Origin of the sequence: Ruegeria atlantica, from assembly GCF_947495585.1 — a bacterium.
In the GTDB taxonomy this organism is placed as follows: domain Bacteria; phylum Pseudomonadota; class Alphaproteobacteria; order Rhodobacterales; family Rhodobacteraceae; genus Ruegeria; species Ruegeria atlantica_G.
The window spans coordinates 392157-411296 of sequence record NZ_CANLZK010000001.1 but is presented as its reverse complement, the minus strand read 5'-3'; the positions used below and the strand labels follow the sequence as shown (position 1 = coordinate 411296).

Genomic DNA, 19140 nt, shown 5'->3' with positions numbered 1-19140 from the left:
CTGGATATTGAACATATCAAGCTGCTGGCGGCGGCACCAAGGCTCTGCTAAGAGCGCGTCATGCTACGGATTCAAGACATAACCTACGCGGTTGAAGGCCGTCCCCTTTTCGATGGGGCCAGTGCGACTATTCCCGACGGTCACAAAGTTGGCCTTGTGGGACGGAACGGTACGGGGAAGACAACCCTGTTCCGATTGATCCGGGGCGAATTGGCGCTGGAGTCAGGCAATATCAATGTCCCGAAGCGCGCCCGGATTGGCGGAGTGGCGCAAGAGGTGCCCTCCTCGGATGTGTCGCTGATCAACACGGTTCTGGCCGCCGATACCGAGCGCAGCGCGCTGATGGACGAGGCCGACACCGCGACCGATCCCACACGTATCGCCGAAATCCAGACCCGCCTGGTAGATATCGACGCCTGGTCCGCCGAAGCGCGCGCCGCCTCGATCCTCAAAGGTCTTGGGTTTGATGATGACGACCAGTTGCGTCCCTGCTCCGACTTCTCGGGCGGCTGGCGGATGCGCGTGGCGTTGGCGGCGGTGCTGTTTTCTCAACCCGATCTGCTGTTGCTGGACGAACCGACTAACTATCTGGACCTCGAAGGTGCGCTGTGGCTGGAGAGCTATTTGGCCAAATATCCGCACACCGTCATCATCATCAGCCACGACCGCGGGTTGCTAAACCGAGCGGTGGGGTCGATCCTTCATTTGGAAGACCGCAAGCTGACCTATTACGCGGTTCCTTACGACAAATTCGCCGAACGCCGCGCTGAACGACTGGCACAGGCGGAATCCGAGAACGTGAAAGCCAAGGCCCGGATCGCCCATCTGCAGAGTTTCGTGGATCGCTTCCGCTACAAGGCATCCAAGGCGGTTCAGGCCCAGTCACGCCTGAAAATGATCGAGCGCATTCAACTGGTTTCAACCCCTCAAGAGGCCGCACTGCGCGCATTCTCCTTCCCAGAGCCAGAAGAGCTGTCCCCGCCAATCATTCAGATTGAAGGCGGCGTGACGGGCTATGGTGAAACCGAGGTGCTGCGCCGATTGAACCTGCGTATTGACCAGGATGACCGGATTGCGCTGCTGGGCAAGAACGGTCAGGGCAAGTCGACCCTGTCCAAGCTGCTGTCCGACCGCCTGCCCCTGATGGCGGGCAAGATGACCCGCAGCAACAAGCTGCGGATTGGTTATTTTGCGCAGCATCAGGTGGATGAGCTTTATGTGGACGAAACGCCGCTGGACCATCTGCGACGCCTGCGCCCGAACGAGGCGCCGGGCAAGTGGCGGTCGCGTCTGGCGGGGTTCGGGCTGAACGCGGATCAGGCTGAAACTAAGGTTGGTCGTCTATCGGGCGGCCAGAAGGCACGCCTGTCGCTGCTGATCGCCACCATCGACGCGCCGCATATGTTGATCCTGGACGAACCGACCAACCACCTGGATATCGAAAGCCGTGAGGCATTGGTCGAGGCGTTGACCGCCTATTCCGGTGCGGTGGTTCTGGTCAGCCACGATATGCACCTATTGTCGCTGGTCGCGGACCATCTGTGGCTGGTCTCGGACGGAACGGTCAAACCCTTAGAGGGAGACCTTGAGACCTATCGCACCATGCTGCTGGGACGCGACAAACCGGCCAAAGAGAAACCGCAAGTGATCAAACCCAAGCGCCCTTCGCGCGAGGCAGTGCTGAACCTGCGGGCGGACCTTCGCAAATGCGAGGACCGGATCGAGAAGCTAACGGATATGCACGATAAATTGTCGGCCAAGCTGGCAGATCCTGCGCTTTACGAGGACGACAGGAAAAACGATCTTGCAACGTGGAACCGGAAATTTGCCGAAGTGGTCCAAGCCATGCAAAAAGCCGAGGCGCTTTGGGTCGTCGCGGCCGAACGCCTGGAAAAGGCCGAAGCGACATGACGAAACCCGTAATCGAAACGACTGCCATGATCGCAGGCATGCGCCCTGAACTTCAGGACGGGGAATTTGCCTTTGTCGTTTGGCCGCATGACAAAGCCTGGCCCGAAGGGACGCGGGCCAGTTGCATGGAGGCCGAAGGACTGTCCCTTATCGTGCCAATCGACGCAGCACCCGCTGGCGCCATCAGTATGAAGTACATCACCCTGCGGATTCATTCCTCACTAGAAGGCGTTGGCTTGACTGCCGCTGTGTCCGATGCTCTTGCCCAAAGTAGAATTCCGGCAAACATGGTCGCGGGGTATCACCACGACCACGTCTATGTTCCAAGCAATCTGGCGGAAAAAGCTGTGGCCGTTCTGTTAGACCTCCAACAAGGTGCCGGCAAATGATCGACCTCGCCTTTTTCATCACTGCCTTCACCACCCTGTTCGTGGTGATTGACCCCTTTGGCACCGCGCCGATTTTTGTGGCTTTAACTCAGGACATGGACGCCCGCGCCCGTCGCCGCACGGCCTATCGCACCTGTGCCGTGGCCTCTGGCATACTCATTGCCTTTGCCGCCTTTGGCGAAGCGGTGCTAGGTTTTGTCGGTATCTCGATGGAGGCCTTCAAGGTCGCCGGGGGCGCGTTGTTGTTCCTTACAGCATTGGACATGTTGTTCGAACGACGCACCAAACGCCGTGAAGACCGGGTCGAGGAAGAAGAGGAACACCACGACCCGTCCGTGTTCCCGCTGGCCATTCCGCTGGTCGCCGGTCCCGGATCAATTGCGACGATTATCCTGCTGGCCGGACAGCACCCGGGCATTCTTGGCATTGTCGAGGCCTGTATCGTCATGCTGGCCGTCATGGCCGTGGTTTTGACCTTCTTCCTGTCCGGCGGCTTGATTGCGCGTTTGCTGGGCAAAACCGGCCTGAACGTATTGACGCGGCTGTTGGGGATGCTGCTGGCGGCGTTGTCGGTTCAATTCATCCTGGACGGCCTCAAGGCCTTTGGTTTTGCGTCGTAAAACCCCATATGTCTTTCAGAGAATATGGTGAGGAGCGCTATGGACGGCGACAACATTGGACGTTTGGTATATCTGGCCGTGCTTGGTACGGCCGTTGTGGCGTGGTTTGTTGCGCAAAACCGCCAGTCTCTGAACAAAACGCTGCAGCAGGCTTTGGCGTGGGTCTTTATCTTTATTGGTGTCATTGCCGCTGTCGGCCTGTGGGAAGACATTCGCACCACCGTTGGCCCTGCCCCGCAGATGACCGTCACCGGCCAGACTATAGAGGTTCCGCGCGCCTCCGACGGACACTATTACCTGCCCATTGATGTGAACGGAGAGCCGATCACCTTTTTGGTGGACACCGGTGCAAGCCAGATTGTTTTAAGCTCGCGGGATGCCAAACGTGTTGGCATCGACCCTGATCAGTTGAATTATTTCGGCCGGGCAAACACGGCCAATGGCGTTGTGCGGACCGCGCCAGTGCGTCTGGACACGCTGGCATTGGGGCCAATCACGGACCAGAATATCTCGGCCTGGGTGAACGAAGGAGAATTGGACAAATCCTTGTTGGGTATGGATTACCTGCATCGGTTCTCGAATATCCAGTTCGCCAATGGCCGCCTGCTTTTGTCTCGCTAAGGCATCCGTTGCCGCAATTCCACAATTGAGAACAAAATAAGAACATGCTAATCTGACGGCATGTCTACACATCTTCTTGGCCGCAAACCCGCGCGTGACGTGCCGGGGATAGATCTTCATCCGCAGATCAGACTGCAACTGGCCCGCGTGCACGAGGCCTGCGGCCCCGCCCGGCGCAGCTTTGCCATGTGGCTGGCGGGGCAGATGCAGGGGCCGGTGCTGTGGATCGCGCCCGCATGGGAGCCCGGCCAGCTTAATCCCGATGGCATGATGGCCTTTGCCGATCCCGCCCGGTTCATCTTTGTGCGCCCGACCCGGTCCGAAGACCTGCTGTGGTGCGTAGAAGAGGCGCTGCGCAGCGCGGCCATGCCTCTGGTCATCGGTGATCTGCCGGGCGCACCGGGGCTGACGCCAGTGCGGCGCATGCATCTGGCCGCAGAACAGGGTGGTGCGATGGGGCGGGCTCCGCTTGGGGTGCTGCTGACCCCCGGTGACGGTGGTGCACAGGGGGTAGAGACGCGCTGGCACATGGCCGCAAACCATCAGGCAGAGGCCCGACGCTGGACTCTGACCCGCCGCCGCGCCCGCGCCCTGCCCCCGGTCAGCTGGCATGCCACGCAGACCAAACCGCGCGCCGGTCTGCACCTGCAACAGATCGCCACAGAAGACACACCCGTGTGATCACGCGCCCCTCACGGGGTTTGTGACTGGCCAAAGCAAGGGCCGAGCCCTAGCGTTTCGGGATGAGCCACGCGATCCACGATAGCCGATACTCCTGGCTGCGACTTGCGATCACTTTGATCATCGCAACCGTGGCAAATGTGGGAATGTGGGCCGTCATCGTTGTGATGCCCGCCGTCGAATCCCAATTCAACGCCGGACGCGCCGAGGCCGCGATGCCTTACACATTGGCTATGATCGGGTTCGCCCTTGGCAATTTTTGGATGGGGCAATTGGTGGATCGGCTGGGCGTGACCAAAGCCCTGATCGGGGCCGCAATCCTCAGTGCGACCAGTTATCTGCTGGCGACACTAGCGCCAAACATTGTGATGTTGTCCGTCGCACATCTTCTGTTGGGCCTCGGGGCATCCATCGGCTTTGGACCATTGATCGCCGACATCTCGCACTGGTTCATGAAACGGCGCGGGATCGCTGTGGGTCTGGTGGCAAGCGGAAACTACCTGTCTGGGGCCATCTGGCCGACATTGCTGTCCGGCATACTCGCGCGCGACGGCTGGCAGCAGGTCTACCTGACGCTGGCCGTCATAACGCTGCTGGTCGTGATCCCCCTGTCTCTACTGTTGCGCCGACAGGTCCCGGCTGAGGCGCACAGCACCGCCGCGTCGGCCGCACAAATCAAGGCGCGCAGCGTTGGCATTTCCCCCCGGACACTTCAATACATCCTCGGTCTGGCCGGTATTTCGTGCTGTGTCGCGATGTCGATGCCTCAGGTGCATATCGTGTCCTATTGCGTCGGGCTGGGTTACGGACCCACAGTCGGCGCCGAGATGTTGTCCCTGATGCTGTTCGGAGGTGTGATCAGCCGAGTAATATCGGGCATGGTCGCCGATCAACTTGGCGGCGTCCTGACGGTTCTGATCGGCTCGGTCCTTCAATGCCTCGCGCTGTTTCTGTTCCTTCCCTATGACGGGATGGTCTCACTCTACCTGATCAGCCTGCTTTTTGGCCTGTCACAAGGCGGCATCGTTCCCGGTTATGCCCTTATTGTGCGCGAATTTATGCCCCCGAAGGAAGCCGGCGCGCGTGTGGGGTTTGTCATGATGATGACGATCATGGGCATGGCGCTGGGGGGATGGATGTCCGGCTGGATTTACGACGTGACCGGCAATTACCAACTGGCCTTCGTGAACGGCATTCTATGGAATGGCCTGAACATCGGAATTCTGCTGTTTCTGCTCAGCCGCTCGCGCCCCCACAAACAAGAGGTTTTGGCATGAGATCATTGACGCGGCGCTTTCTGATTGCGGGTCTGGCGAGTATTCCGTTGGCGCGGCCCACTCATGCTGCGTTGGTCCAATATGAATTGTCTCGAGCCGGGACGTCCGTCGGTTTTTCATTCATGCTCTCGGGGGTTGCGCAGTCAGGCACGATGCCGATCCAATCGGCAGATATTCGAGTCGACACGGATCAGTTGCAAAACAGCCGTGTCACCGTCGTGCTGAATGTAGCCGCGGCGCGCACCCGGCTGCCCTTTGCCCGCGGCCCGATGTTAAGCAAAAGCGTGCTAAACGCGCAGGAATTTCCGAGCATTACGTTCAAATCCACCCGGATACAGCTTGGCCCCACCGGCCGCATTTCCGAAGGCGCAACTATCACCGGAGACCTGACGGTGCGTGGGGTCACGCGCCCTGTGACCCTGCAAGCCAATCTGTACCGCGAACCCGGAACTGAGGCTGATGACCTGAACGCTTTGTCAATTCGACTGTCGGGCGCGTTGAACCGCCACGAGTTCGGCGCCTCTGGTTATCCCGATCTGGTCGCCGATACCGTGTCTTTGAACATCCGGGCCGAGTTGACCCGCAAGGCCTGACACCCAAAGGACAAAAAACGACGCGCAGAGGTCGAATTATCACGCGCAACGCTCGCTGATGGGGTAATGCTGGGCGCACTATGCGCACGATCATTTCTTTTGCCGCCCTGTTTCTTTCCGTCATTCTTCTGCAGCTCTCAACGGGCGGCGTTGGTCCTTTGGATGCGATCTCGGGTATCACGCTTGGGTTCTCAACCGGACAAATCGGTATGTTGGGTTCGGCGCACTTTCTTGGCTTCTTCATTGGCTGCTGGTGGGCCCCCCGCCTAATGGGCAGCGTCGGTCATTCGCGGGCCTTCGCAGTCTGTACGGCCTTGGGCGCTATGGGTCTTATTGGGCATACGTTGACCGAAAACCCGTACATCTGGGCAGCCCTTCGGGTCGCGTCTGGAACCTGTGTCGCCGGGGCCTATACGGTGATCGAAGCATGGCTGAACGCCAAAGTCACAAACGAAACGCGCGGCCGCGCCATGGGGACCTATCGCATTGCGGATATGGGCGCGTCTCTGTGCGCACAGTTGATCATCGCGGTTTTGCCGCCAGCGTCATACGTGTCCTACAACTTGCTGGCGATCCTGTGCTGCGCGTCCCTGTTACCGTTGACGTTGACACGGGCCAGTCAGCCAAAAACACCCGACGCCCCTCGGTTGAGACCCAAATTGGCCTGGCGCAGTTCGCCTCTGGCCGTTGCAGGGGTAATCGTCGCTGCGCTCAGCTCTGCATCCTTCCGAATGGTCGGCCCAGTTTACGGTCAGGAAGTCGGGTTGGACGTTGACCAAATCGCATTCTTCCTGGCGTCATTCGTATTGGGTGGCGCACTGGCGCAGTACCCAGTTGGCTGGCTGGCCGACAAATATGACAGGCGTTGGGTGCTGATCTGGCTGTCCGTTGCTGCGGTCGTCAGCAGCGGTGTCACAATGGCGGCCAGCGGAACGGGAACGGTGGGCGTCATGCTGGCCGCTGTTTTCTTTGGCCTGACAACCTTCCCGATCTTCTCAGTCTCTTCTGCCCATGCGAACGACTTCGCAACGGCAGAAGAACGGGTAGAGCTATCCGCGGCGCTGATGTTCTGGTTCGCTTTGGGTGCGATAGCCTCACCCTATATCTCTTCGACATTGATTCAGCAGTTCGGACCCGGAGCCCTGTTTGCATTTGTAGCGGTCGGCCATGTTTTCCTGATCATCTTTGGCCTGGCCCGAATGCGCTCACGCCCGACACCGGAAGAGCGGACCAACTATGTCTACGCGCCACGCACGTCGTTCACGATTGGTCGTTTGCTGAAACGGTCGCGTGAAAGGCAATAAAAAAGGGCCGGGAAAACCCCGGCCCCTTTCGATTAGTGTTCTGTCCGCGATCCTTCTTCGATCACGCCGCCTTCTTCGGCAGGTTCAACCGTCGATTCAAGCGCACCGTTGACGACACCCCCGACACCGTTTTCCATCGACAGGCCCAGCTCTTCACCCAGCTTCTTGAGCGCCGGCATCTGCACGGCCATACCCATAATCGAGTCCAGAGCCTGATTAACGACCGGCTTGTCACCGTTCGATGCGCCGCCGCCATTGGTGCCACCGATACCGCCAACCTGATGGATCTTGATCGAGTCGATCTTCTCAGCTGGTTTAACCATCTCCGCGATGATCGACGGCATGGTTTCGATCCGCGCCAGATCAACCTTCATGCGGATCTGATCCACTGACAGCACGTTGTCTGCTTCGACGATCGCACGCTTACCTTCGGCTTCGGCCAGCATGTCGTTCTTCTTGGCCTCAGCCCGAATGTTCAGAGCGTCCGCTTCGGCCTGCGCCTCTTCACGGCGGGCTTCGGCGCGGTCAGCAGCGGCCTCTTTGTCAGCTTGCGCAGCCAGTCGGATCGCGGTTGCCTGACGCTCGGCCTCACGTGTGGCTTCGATCAGTGCGATCTGCTTGATACGCTCCGCCTCGGCCACCTTCTGCGCGGTCGCCACGGCTTCGGTCGCTTTGGTTGCCTCGGCACGGGCAAGATCGGCAGATGCACGAGCGCGGCTTTCCTCTTCGGATTTCTGCGCGATGATGATTTGGCGCTCTTGCTCGGCGACTTCCAGTTCACGCTCTTTCGAGATCTCGGCTTCGCGGATTTTACGCTCACGCTCGATGTCTGCGGCGCGAATGGCTTCTTCACGGCCGATCCGTGCGCGTTCCGTTTCGCGTACCGAGTCTTCGGTCCGGGCTGCAACCTCGGCCTCTTGCGCCACGCGCAGCGTTTCGATCTGCTGCGTCTGCTCGATGCGCGCCTGCTCTTCGTCCTTTTCGATCAACAGCTTCTGACGCTGAGCTTCCATCGCTGCACGGCGCACTTCGACCTCGGCATCGGCATCAATCTGCGCACGCTCTTTCTTTGAGGTGGCAATCACCTCGGCCAATTTGCGCATACCCACAGCGTTAAAGGCGTTGTTCTCGTCCAGCGCCTCAAACGGCGTCTGGTCCAATGCAGTCAGCGAAACAGATTCCAGGGACAGACCGTTCTTTAGAAGGTCTTCGGACACCGCATTCTGCACCTCTTGCACAAAGTCAGCGCGGTTTTCGTGCAGACCGTCCATCGTCATCTGGGCCGCAACAGCGCGCAGACCGTCGATCAATTTGCCTTCGATCATTTCCCGTAGCTGTTCGACGTCGAATGTACGGTCGCCAAGGGTTTGCGCAGCACGTGCGATGCCCTCTTCTGTCGCCATGACCGAGACGTAGAACTCGACGCCCACGTCCACGCGCATCCGGTCCTTGGTGATCAGAGCGGCCTCGCCGCTGCGCTGAACCTCAAGGCGCAGGGTTTTCATGTTGACGGGGCTGACTTCGTGCAGTAACGGCACGACGATGACGCCACCATCCATGATGACTTTCTTACCGCCAGCACCGGTTTTCACCAGGCTGATCTCTCGGGTCGCGCGGCGGTAAAGACGGCCAAGCACAAGGCCGATAAACAAAACTACTGCCAGAATGGTCACAACTGTGACGGCTAGGAATGTAAGTTCCATGCAAAATCCTCCGTGATGGGGTTAGAAATTTTGGTTATTCAGACATGCCGACCAGAACGAACCGGTCGCGCCGTCGGTCGCGCAGCACAAGCACATCGGTGCCCTGCTCAAGCGTGTCCTTGTCCTGCAACGGCTCGGCGCGCAGGTAGTGGGTATTGCCAAATCGATCCATGACGCGCACCTCGGCGGGGCGTCCGCGCGAAGCGGTGCCTTGGGTGATCACGCCACGGCGACGGGCAAGCAGGCGCTCCGACATCGCCTCGGTCTCGGTCTTGGGCAGCAGACGAGCAAAGATGCCGCCAAAGCCACGTGCAAACCACAGGCCAAAGGCACCGGCGGGAATCGCAGCCATCCAAGGCGGGAGGTCAAAGCCCAGCAGGTCGCGCAGCGTCAGTTGCAGGCCCATACCGGACAAGCCAAAGCCTGCCAGCAGAACCACCAGCCAGATCATGAACGGCACTTTGCCGATCCCCAGCCACGCCAAAGGTCCCGCAGGGATCACGCCTGGCGCGTCTGCCTCGATCTCGGCCAATTCGAATTCGCCCAGATCCATGTCGGCATCAATATCCAGACCGAAATCACCGACATCCAGATCAGGGGCATCCACAACATCCAGATCGACATCGCCCTCGCCCGCCATAAGGCTTCCACCCAGGACCAATGCGATCAGTTCCAGCACAAGCAGGCCGAACAGAAACGCAAGCGCCAAAGTGAAGGGCGCAAATGCACCCTCAAGCAGAAAGTCGAACATCAGTTGTTTGCCCTCGTTATTGTATACTGTGGTATACATTTTAGATGGGAAGTCATTGCGGAAATTCAAGAGTTTGTGATTCTAATTTACAACTCTGGGGTATTGAATGCGTTGAATACGGCGCAATCCAAGGCTGCAACTCAGGTCGATTTTCCCGGCGACCCCTGCCTAAAACGACGTCCGAACCAAAGCCGGGGTTTTGCTGGCCGGTTACATAATGTAGACGGGCGCGCAGACAGTTACGCGGAAACGGAACATGGCTCGGATTCTCATCACCTCAGCGATCCCTTACATCAACGGGATCAAGCACCTCGGTAACCTGATCGGCTCGCAATTGCCGGCTGATCTGTACGCACGCTACCTGCGTGGCCGGGGGAACGAGGTCATGTTCCTGTGCGCCACCGACGAACACGGCACACCTGCCGAGCTGGCCGCAGCGAAAGCGGGCAAGCCGGTGGCTGAATACTGCGCAGATATGTACGAGGTTCAGGCCGACATCGCCAAGCGTTTTGGTATGAGCTTTGATCATTTTGGCCGTTCGTCCAGTGAGCAAAACAAGACGCTGACCCAGCATTTCGCCGGGAAGCTGGACGATGCTGGGCTGATCCGCGAAGTCAGCGAAAAACAGGTCTATTCCAACGCCGATGGCCGCTTTCTTCCTGACCGCTATATCGAAGGCACCTGCCCCAATTGCGGATATGAGCGCGCGCGGGGCGACCAATGTGAAAACTGTACCAAACAGCTGGACCCGACCGATTTGATCGAGCCGCGCTCGGCCATTTCCGGTTCAACTGATCTGGAGGTGCGCGAGACCAAGCATTTATATCTGCGTCAGTCGGCAATGAAGGACCAATTGGATGCATGGATAGATACAAAAATACCGCCTAAGAATACTCCCAAGTTTCTTGTGGCAAAGGATGACGGCAAAGAGTTGGCGACTGCAGAAGACTTTTCGCAATTTGCGGGCACCCAATATTGGCCCACTTTAACCACGTCCATTGCCAAAAAATGGTTGCATGACGGCGACGGTCTTCAGGATCGCGGTATCACCCGCGATCTGGACTGGGGTGTACCGGTCAAGAAGGGCGATCAGGACTGGCCCGGCATGGAGGGCAAAGTCTTCTACGTCTGGTTCGACGCGCCGATCGAATACATCGCCTGCGCAAAGGAATGGGCGGATGCCAACGGCAAAACGGACGCAGACTGGGAACGCTGGTGGCGCTCCGACAAAGGTGCGGATGATGTCCGTTATGTCCAGTTCATGGGCAAGGACAACGTGCCCTTCCACACGCTGTCCTTCCCGGCAACGATTTTGGGCACCAACACATACAACGAAGAATCTGGGTCATCCGAACGTTGGAAGCTTGTCGACTACATCAAGTCGTTCAACTACCTGAACTACGATGGTGGTCAGTTCTCGACCAGCCAGGGCCGTGGCGTATTCATGGATCAGGCGCTGGAAATCCTGCCGGCCGACTACTGGCGCTGGTGGCTGCTGAGCCATGCGCCAGAAAGCAGCGACAGCGAATTCACATGGGAGAACTTCCAGCAGTCGGTGAACAAGGACCTGGCGGATGTTCTGGGTAACTTTGTCAGCCGCATTACAAAGTTTTGCCGCTCTAAGTTTGGTGAGGTAGTTCCTGAAGGCGGCGCTTATGGCGACCGCGAACAGGCGCTGATTGATGAGCTGACCAAACGCGTCCGTGCCTATGAAGGGCATATGGAGGCGATGGAGGTTCGCAAATCCGCGCAGGAACTGCGTGCGATCTGGGTTGCGGGCAACGAATACCTGCAAGCTGCTGCCCCATGGTCGACATTCAAGGAAGACCCTGAACAGGCCGCCGCTCAGGTACGTCTGGGCCTGAACCTGATCCGCCTCTACGCCGTACTTAGCGCACCGTTCATCCCTGAAGCTTCAGCTAAGATGCTGAGTGCAATGAACACGTTGGACACCAGTTGGCCCGACGATGTTGCGGCCGCACTGGGCGCCCTGCCCTCCGGTCACGAGTTCACGGTGCCGGACGTTCTATTCGCCAAAATCACAGACGAACAACGCGAAGACTGGCAATCCAGGTTCGCTGGACAGCGCGACTGATATTATGGATCACAACACCATAGTTACGGAGGCCATTTGGCCTCCGTTTTCTTTTGAAATGGGGCGAAAACCGGGTTTGGGCGCAAAAACTCCATATGATCTTGGCGTAAGTCCGCTTGAAACCGGCATAATTTCCGGGCGCACCACCCAGCTGACGCATTCAAGAAGCTTGAGATAAAGTTCCAAAACGGCCATCCTGCCAAGAAATCAGCACGACTCGTCGAGGCAACAGAGCCGCCCCGGCGCAATATCCTTAGGTCTAACGAGGCGCCCGCCATGTCCCTTGCATTAAAGAATTCTTTTTTCCGACACAGAGGTCCGGTCTTGGCCATCGCGGCACTGACCAGTTTGGGCGTCTCGTTCACGGCGCTGGCCCAGGATCAAAGCGACGCGCCGCCGCCGAAAGTGTCTATTGCAGCGGCCTATACCGAAGAAATTACCGATGAGGCCGTGTTCATCGGGCGGGCCGAGGCCATTAACAAGGTGGATATTGTCGCCCGGGTGAATGGCTTTCTTGAAACTCAGGATGTGGAAGACGGTGCGCTTATCAAAAAAGACGACCTGTTGTTCACCATCGAACCCGATCTTTATGAGGCGACCCTGGAGGCCCGGAAAGCCGATCTGGACCGGGCGGAGGCCAATCTGGAGCTTGCCAAGGTCGATCTGGCCCGAAAGGAAGAGCTGTACAAACGCGATGCCACCCCGGAGTCCGAGCGTGACATCGCCCGCGCCAATGAACTGGTCGCCGAGGCCGAGGTCAAGGCCGCTCACGCTGCCATCCAACAAGCAGAGTTGGATCTGAGCTATACCGAGATCCACGCGCCATTTGACGGTCGGATTGGACGTGTGGAAACAAGCGTAGGCGACGTTGTAGGGCCGACAAATCCTCCGCTCGTCAATCTGGTAAGTGAGGCCCCTATCTATGTAAATTTCTCGCTGAACGAAAAGCAGTTCACTTCGGTTCTCGAACAGGTTGGAGAGAGTGCGGCCTCGCTGGCTGAAAGCAACAAAAGCCCGAATGTGCACCTCACTTTGCCCAACGGAACCAAGCTGGACGAAACTGGCGAGATCGTTTTTGTAGACAACCGCATCGACCCGCTGACAGGCGCAATTACAATGCGTGCCGAGTTCCCCAACGCGGACCGGTTCATCATCGACGGACAATTTCTGAGCGTTCAGATCGAAGCACTGGAGCCCACCCTTCAGGTGCTGGTCCCTCAGGCCGCCTTGCAGCGCGACCAGCGTGGTGAGTTTGTGTTGGTGGTGAATGACAAGCAAATGGTCGAACAGCGCTACATCACAACCGGCGACGTGGTTGGGACGGCGATTATTGTGACGGACGGTCTGCGCGAAGGTGAAAGCGTGATCGTTGAGGGCCTGCAGCGGGTTCGCCCGGGCGTTGCGGTAGATGCCGTCGTCGCGTCTGAACAGCCAGGAGAATAACGGATGTTCTCAGCCCTGTTCATTAGCCGGCCCAAGCTGGCCCTAGTTATTTCGCTTGTCCTTACGATCATGGGCGGCATCGGCTATTTGGTTCTGCCGGTCGCCCAGTTCCCGGACATTACGCCACCAGTGGTCAGCGTGACGACCACCTATACCGGCGCCAACGCCGAAACCGTAGAAAACACCGTCGCCGCACCGATTGAGGCGCAGGTCAACGGTGTGGACGACATGATCTACATGACGTCGACCTCGGCAGATAACGGATCCTATTCGCTCAACGTCACATTCGAAGTGGGCACCGACCCGGACATCGCCTCAGTCAACGTGCAGAACCGCGTTGCTCAGGCCATGTCGTCCCTGCCTGCCGAAGTGACCTCATCTGGCGTGGTTACTCAAAAAGCATCCACCAACATGTTGTTGCTGGTGACGCTGACCTCGCCGAATGAGACGTATGACAGTGTCTTTCTGTCCAACTATGCTTCGATCAACCTGAAAGACGCGCTGGCGCGTGTTCAGGGTGTGGGTAAAGCCGACGTTCTGACCAATCTGGAATACGCCATGCGGATCTGGATGGACCCGGATCAGATGGCTGCTTTGTCCATCACACCCGGTGACGTGATCAACGCAATTCGGGAACAAAACGTCGAAGTTTCGGCCGGTTCCATCGGCGCTCCTCCGGTCCCGGAAGGGCAGACTTTTCAATACACGATCAAAACCAAGGGCCGCCTGACCTCGGCCGCAGAGTTCGGCGACATTGTCATCCGAACCGGGGATGCCGGTTCAATCGTACGGGTCAAGGACATCGCGCGGGTCGAGCTGGGCGCGGAGTATTATGCGGCTTCGGGCTATTTCGACAGTGTCCCAGCCACGGTAATCGGCATTTATCAGGCACCTGGCGCGAATGCGCTGGCCGTGTCGGACCGTGTCGAGGCCGAGCTTGAGCGATTGTCCCGAACCTTCCCGACGGATGTGGAATACGCCGTACCTTTCAACACCACAGACTTTGTCAAACAGTCGCTGAATGACGTGGTCTCGACCCTGATCCTGACCTTCATCCTTGTGATCTCGGTGGTGTTTGTCTTCCTTGGAAGCTGGCGCGCGACGATCATTCCGGCGGTTGCGATCCCCGTGTCGTTGATCGGGACATTCGCGTTCTTGCTGCTTTTCGGTATGTCGCTGAACACGATCTCTTTGTTCGCGCTGGTGCTGGCCATCGGGATTGTCGTGGATGACGCGATCGTTGTGGTCGAAAACGTCGAACGGATCATCGCCGACGAGGGGCTTCCACCGGCAGAGGCAACGCGCAAGGCCATGGGGCAGATCACCGGTCCGGTTATTGCAACCACGCTGGTTCTGTTGGCGGTATTCGTGCCTGTCACCTTTATGCCCGGCATCTCGGGACGGCTTTATTCGCAGTTCGCCGTGACAATCTCGACCGCTGTTGTGATCTCGTCGATCAACGCGTTGACGCTGTCGCCCGCATTGTGCGGCTTGGTGTTGAAGGCTCGCTCCGGTCCGCCCAAGGGGCTGTTGGCGGTGTTCGAAAACTTCATCGGCAGCGTTCGCAGTGGCTATGTCGCCATCGTACGCAAATTGCTGATCCTTCCGATCATCGGTCTGGGGATTATTGTCGCGCTGGCCATGGGCACGGGCACGATCATGTCCAACACGTCCAGTGGCTTCCTTCCGCTGGAAGACAACGGATACCTGTTCGTGGATGTGCAACTGCCAGACGCTGCGACGTTGGAACGGACCGAAACGGTCACTGCACGTGTCGACGCACAGATCCAACAGATCCCCGGCGTCGCAAGCACAGTTCTGATCAACGGGTTCTCAATCCTGAACGGTACGACGACAAACGGCGCCGCGATCTTTGTGAACCTCGACAACTGGGATGAACGTAAAGAGGACGACCTGAGCGCTGATGCAATCCTGCAGAAAGTGCTGGCGATTGCCTATGGTGAAACCGCCGCATCGATAATCGCGTTCAACCCACCCCCCATTCAAGGCCTGGGCAACTCGGCCGGTGTGGAGATGGAAGTGCAGCAGACCGGAGGCGGTACGCCTCAGGATCTGGCGTCTGCAGTTGGTTCATTCGTCTATTCGGCCAACCAACGACCAGAAATCGGTCAGGCTTATACCACCTTCCGGGCCAACGTTCCTCAGTTGTTTGTGGATCTGGACCGCGAAAAGGCCAAGACGCTGCAAGTGTCCGTGGCCGAGGTGTTCCAGACGATGCAGGCGCAGTTGGGGTCATACTATGTGAACGACTTCAACCTGTTCGGGCGCGTGTATCGCGTGATGATCCAGGCCGACGGTTCATATCGTGATAATGTCGACGATATCTCGAACCTGTATGTACGCTCGACCAAAGGTGAGATGGTGCCGTTGGGTACGCTCATCGACGTCGAAAACGTATTGGGTCCGGTCTTGCTGAAACGTCACAACCTGTTCCGTTCGGCGACCGTAACGGCGGTTCCGGCGCCTGGGTTATCCACTGGTGACGCGATCAATGTCATGACCGAGGAATCCACGACTGCCCTGCCCCCGGGATATGCCTTTGAATGGACCGGGACCGCGCAGCAGCAATTGGCGACCGGTGGACTGGTAGTGATCATCCTCGGTCTGGCGATCCTGTTCGGATACCTCTTCCTTGTGGGGCAATACGAGAGTTGGACCTTGCCTGTGTCGATCCTGCTATCGGTGATCGTCGCCTTGTTCGGGGCGGTGGCGGCCGTGGCTATCGTGGGCAGCGACATCAACCTCTATACGCAGATCGGGATGATCATGCTTGTGGGGTTGGCCTCGAAGAACGGCATTCTGATCGTTGAATTCGCGATGGAACAACGCGCAAAAGGGTTGTCGGTCAAAGACGCCGCAGCCGAGGCCGCCTTTCAACGTTTCCGCGCGGTGATGATGACGGCCCTGTCCTTCCTGCTGGGAGTTGTGCCGCTTCTGGCGGCCAGCGGCGCGGGTGCCGCCAGCCAGAAAGCCATCGGTGTCGCCGTGTTCGGCGGGATGCTGGCAGCTACTCTGGTCGGCGTGATCCTAGTGCCGGTCCTTTACGCCCTGCTGCAGGGGATGCGGGAATGGATCAAGGGAACCAAAGACGATCCGGGCCCATCAGAAGAGGCCGCGTGATCCAAAACAACAGCCCCGCCAAACTGGCGGGGCTTTCTACTTTTTTGGTCAGGCGTTCACTGCGACGGGTTCGGTTTTGCGATCCATCCAGCCTTGAATATCAGCGATCTGCTCGGTACTTAACCTTAGACCCATCTTGTTTCTGCGCCAGACAACATCTTCGGCCGTGCGCGCATATTCCTTATCCATCAGCCACGCCAGTTCCCGCGCGGTTAGCGTTGCACCGAAGTCATCGCCCAGATCCGATACGGACTTGGCGTCGCCCAAAATTGTCTTGGCCTCAGTGCCATAAGCGCGAACCAGACGTTGCGCCCAGACACGGTCCAGAAACGGGTAGTCGGCCAACAGTGCCTCGACCAAATCCGGTACGCCACCAACTGGAAAATCGCCGCCCGGAAGCGAAACGCCTGCAGTCCAGGGGCCAGGAAGATCGGGGAAATGCTCGGACACTTTGTCCATCGCACTCTCGGCGAGACGCCGATAGGTGGTGATCTTGCCACCAAAGACATTCAGCACTGCCGCCCCACCCTGCGCGTCAACTTTCAGCGTATAATCCCGCGTCGCCGCAGTGGCGCTGCTGGCCCCGTCGTCATACAACGGACGCACACCAGAATAGGTCCACACGATGTCATCGCGCGTAACCGGTTTCTGGAAATACTTCGATGCAAATGCGCACAGATAGTCCTGCTCGGTCTCCGTACAGATCGGGGGCTCTGCCGGGTCTGGGTGATCCTGGTCCGTTGTGCCGATCAGCGTAAAATCGCGCTCATACGGAATGGCGAAGATGATGCGCCCGTCCTCGCCTTGGAAGAAATAGCACTTGTCGTGATCATAGAGCTTTGGCGTCACGATATGGCTGCCGCGCACCAGCCGCACACCTTCACGAGAGTTGATGTGGATCTTGGTCTGGATGATGTCCCCAACCCAGGGGCCACCCGCGTTGATCAGCATTTTGGCCTGCACCATCCGCGTTTCGCCGCTCTGCTTATCGCGGATGGTGATCTCCCACAGATCATCGACGCGTTTGGCCGCCAGAACTTCGGTCCGTACCAGGATATTCGCCCCGCGTGCCTCGGCATCGCGGGCATTCAGCACAACCAACCGTGAATCCTCGATCCAGCAATCGGAATACTCGTAGGCTGTGTGAAACTTGTTCTGCAACGGCCCGCCTTCCGGCGCGCTTTGCAGATCCAGTGAGCTTGTCCCCGGCAGGATTTTGCGCCCCCCCAGATGGTCATACATAAACAGACCCAGACGGATCAGCCACGCCGGGCGCCGTCCCTTCATCCAAGGCATTACTGTGCTGAGAAGTCGCGAGGTCGGCGTTTCAGAATCGAACCGCATATCCTTGTGATACGGCAATACAAACCGCATCGGCCAGCTGATATGCGGCATCGCCCGCAGTAGTGTTTCACGCTCGATCAACGCCTCGCGCACCAGACGGAATTCGAAATACTCCAGATACCGCAGGCCGCCATGAAACAGCTTGGTCGAGGCCGAAGACGTCGCCGAAGCAAGATCGTTCATCTCGGCCAATGTCACGGACAATCCGCGCCCGGCCGCATCGCGCGCTATTCCGCACCCGTTGATCCCACCACCAATGATGAAAAGGTCCGTGACCTTGTCCGTGTGCCGTTCCATGTCCGGATGATTCTCTTTGTTTGAAAAACCGGGGTCATTAACCCGATGTACGTGCGTTTCGTCAACGTTTACTTTCGTTTATGTTCGCTTTATCACTACAATTCGAAGTATTTCAAGAGCGTGACCAAACAGATCTCTTGGAAACCCTTCGAAATTAGAACAAGAACGAACCCACACCGTTTCGGAGCCGACCATGTCCCTTTCCTTTCGCCAGTCAGACATCCTGAACATCGCCAGACAGGATGGTCGTGTGATGGTGGATGACTTGGCCGCTCAGTTCGGGGTCACGGTTCAGACCATTCGCCGCGACCTGTCTGAGCTGGCGGATCTGGGGAAACTGGACCGGGTTCATGGCGGGGCCGTCATTCGCTCTGGCGTTTCCAATATTGGCTATGAGGATCGTCGCGCCCTGAACGATGAGGCCAAAGCGCGCATTGCCTCGTCTTGTGCCCAAGACATTCCGGACGGCGCGTCGGTTTTCATGAATATCGGGACCTCGACCGAGGCGGTTGCGCGCCAATTGGTGATCCACAAGAACCTGATGGTCGTTACAAACAACATGAATGTCGCCAATATACTGGCAGAGAACGCCGATTGCGAAATCGTCGTCGCGGGTGGTGTCCTGCGCAGATCGGATGGCGGGCTGGTCGGCAATCTGACGGTCGCAACCATCCGGCACTTCAAATTCGATTATGCGGTCATCGGCTGCTCGGCACTTGATGCCGATGGCGACCTATTGGATTTTGATTTTCAAGAGGTCCAAGTGAGCCAGACGATCCTGGCCCAGACACGGCGCACCTTTCTTGTGGCCGATCATTCAAAGTTTCAGCGTGCAGCCCCCGCGCGCATCACCTCGTTGGCTGAGATCGATACGTTCTACACCGACCGGCCTCTGACGGACCGCCTAAGCAAGAGGTGTCAGGCGTGGAAGACCGATCTGCGCGTGTGCCAATAATCCCCTAAGTGGCTC

At 58.2% G+C, this 19140-nt stretch carries 15 protein-coding genes; 12 read left to right on the top strand and 3 right to left on the bottom strand.

Annotated elements, in window-relative coordinates; translation table 11 throughout:
- The first annotated feature begins 60 nt into the window (after positions 1 to 60).
- From QMP16_RS01995 to QMP16_RS01960, 8 genes are all read left to right on the top strand, one after another.
- Positions 61 to 1911 (top strand): ABC-F family ATP-binding cassette domain-containing protein, encoded by a 1851-nt coding sequence (locus tag QMP16_RS01995; protein ID WP_282151032.1) that lies wholly within the window; start codon positions 61 to 63, stop codon positions 1909 to 1911.
- Positions 1908 to 2300 (top strand): ACT domain-containing protein, encoded by a 393-nt coding sequence (locus tag QMP16_RS01990; RefSeq protein WP_282151031.1) that lies wholly within the window; start codon positions 1908 to 1910, stop codon positions 2298 to 2300. The genes QMP16_RS01995 and QMP16_RS01990 overlap by 4 nt, the downstream gene beginning before the upstream one ends.
- On the top strand, positions 2297 to 2920 hold the full coding sequence (locus QMP16_RS01985; protein WP_058273801.1) for a MarC family protein: 624 nt from the start codon (positions 2297 to 2299) through the stop codon (positions 2918 to 2920). The genes QMP16_RS01990 and QMP16_RS01985 overlap by 4 nt, the downstream gene beginning before the upstream one ends.
- A gap of 39 nt (positions 2921 to 2959) precedes the next feature.
- Positions 2960 to 3541 carry a retropepsin-like aspartic protease family protein gene (locus tag QMP16_RS01980; RefSeq protein ID WP_282151030.1) on the top strand — a complete coding sequence of 194 codons (582 nt, stop codon included), beginning with the start codon at positions 2960 to 2962 and terminating at the stop codon, positions 3539 to 3541.
- Positions 3542 to 3601: 60 nt separating this feature from the next.
- On the top strand, positions 3602 to 4222 hold the full coding sequence (locus QMP16_RS01975; RefSeq protein WP_113788966.1) for an ImuA family protein: 621 nt from the start codon (positions 3602 to 3604) through the stop codon (positions 4220 to 4222).
- A 62-nt stretch (positions 4223 to 4284) separates the two neighbouring features.
- Positions 4285 to 5499, top strand: a complete 1215-nt coding sequence (locus QMP16_RS01970) for an MFS transporter (protein WP_282151029.1) — start codon at positions 4285 to 4287, stop codon at positions 5497 to 5499.
- Positions 5496 to 6092 carry a YceI family protein gene (locus QMP16_RS01965; protein WP_282151028.1) on the top strand — a complete coding sequence of 199 codons (597 nt, stop codon included), beginning with the start codon at positions 5496 to 5498 and terminating at the stop codon, positions 6090 to 6092. Before QMP16_RS01970 ends, QMP16_RS01965 begins: the two co-directional genes overlap by 4 nt.
- Positions 6093 to 6172: 80 nt before the next feature.
- Positions 6173 to 7396, top strand: coding sequence for an MFS transporter (locus tag QMP16_RS01960; protein ID WP_282151027.1), 1224 nt, complete (start codon positions 6173 to 6175; stop codon positions 7394 to 7396).
- 32 nt (positions 7397 to 7428) lie between these two features.
- On the opposite strand, the gene QMP16_RS01955 is transcribed toward QMP16_RS01960, so the two are convergent.
- A complete protein-coding gene (locus QMP16_RS01955) occupies positions 7429 to 9099 on the bottom strand; it encodes a flotillin family protein (protein WP_058273807.1) in 1671 nt (556 codons plus the stop codon).
- A 34-nt stretch (positions 9100 to 9133) separates the two neighbouring features.
- Complete coding sequence (locus QMP16_RS01950) at positions 9134 to 9889, bottom strand: OB-fold-containig protein (protein WP_282151026.1); 756 nt, start codon at positions 9887 to 9889, stop codon at positions 9134 to 9136.
- Between the two features lie 217 nt (positions 9890 to 10106).
- On the opposite strand from QMP16_RS01950, the gene QMP16_RS01945 reads away from it, so the two are divergent.
- From QMP16_RS01945 to QMP16_RS01935, 3 genes are all read left to right on the top strand, one after another.
- Positions 10107 to 11945: a methionine--tRNA ligase gene (locus QMP16_RS01945; RefSeq protein WP_282151025.1), complete on the top strand. Its 1839-nt coding sequence runs from the start codon at positions 10107 to 10109 to the stop codon at positions 11943 to 11945.
- Positions 11946 to 12221: 276 nt separating this feature from the next.
- Positions 12222 to 13388, top strand: coding sequence for an efflux RND transporter periplasmic adaptor subunit (locus QMP16_RS01940; RefSeq protein ID WP_282151024.1), 1167 nt, complete (start codon positions 12222 to 12224; stop codon positions 13386 to 13388).
- 3 nt (positions 13389 to 13391) lie between these two features.
- On the top strand, positions 13392 to 16529 hold the full coding sequence (locus tag QMP16_RS01935; RefSeq protein ID WP_282151023.1) for an efflux RND transporter permease subunit: 3138 nt from the start codon (positions 13392 to 13394) through the stop codon (positions 16527 to 16529).
- 48 nt (positions 16530 to 16577) lie between these two features.
- On the opposite strand, the gene glpD is transcribed toward QMP16_RS01935, so the two are convergent.
- Positions 16578 to 18170 carry a glycerol-3-phosphate dehydrogenase gene (gene glpD, locus QMP16_RS01930; RefSeq protein ID WP_282151022.1) on the bottom strand — a complete coding sequence of 531 codons (1593 nt, stop codon included), beginning with the start codon at positions 18168 to 18170 and terminating at the stop codon, positions 16578 to 16580.
- Positions 18171 to 18363: 193 nt separating this feature from the next.
- Between glpD and QMP16_RS01925 the strand changes: the two genes are divergently transcribed.
- Positions 18364 to 19125 carry a DeoR/GlpR family DNA-binding transcription regulator gene (locus tag QMP16_RS01925; RefSeq protein WP_282151021.1) on the top strand — a complete coding sequence of 254 codons (762 nt, stop codon included), beginning with the start codon at positions 18364 to 18366 and terminating at the stop codon, positions 19123 to 19125.
- The last annotated feature ends 15 nt before the right edge of the window (positions 19126 to 19140 follow it).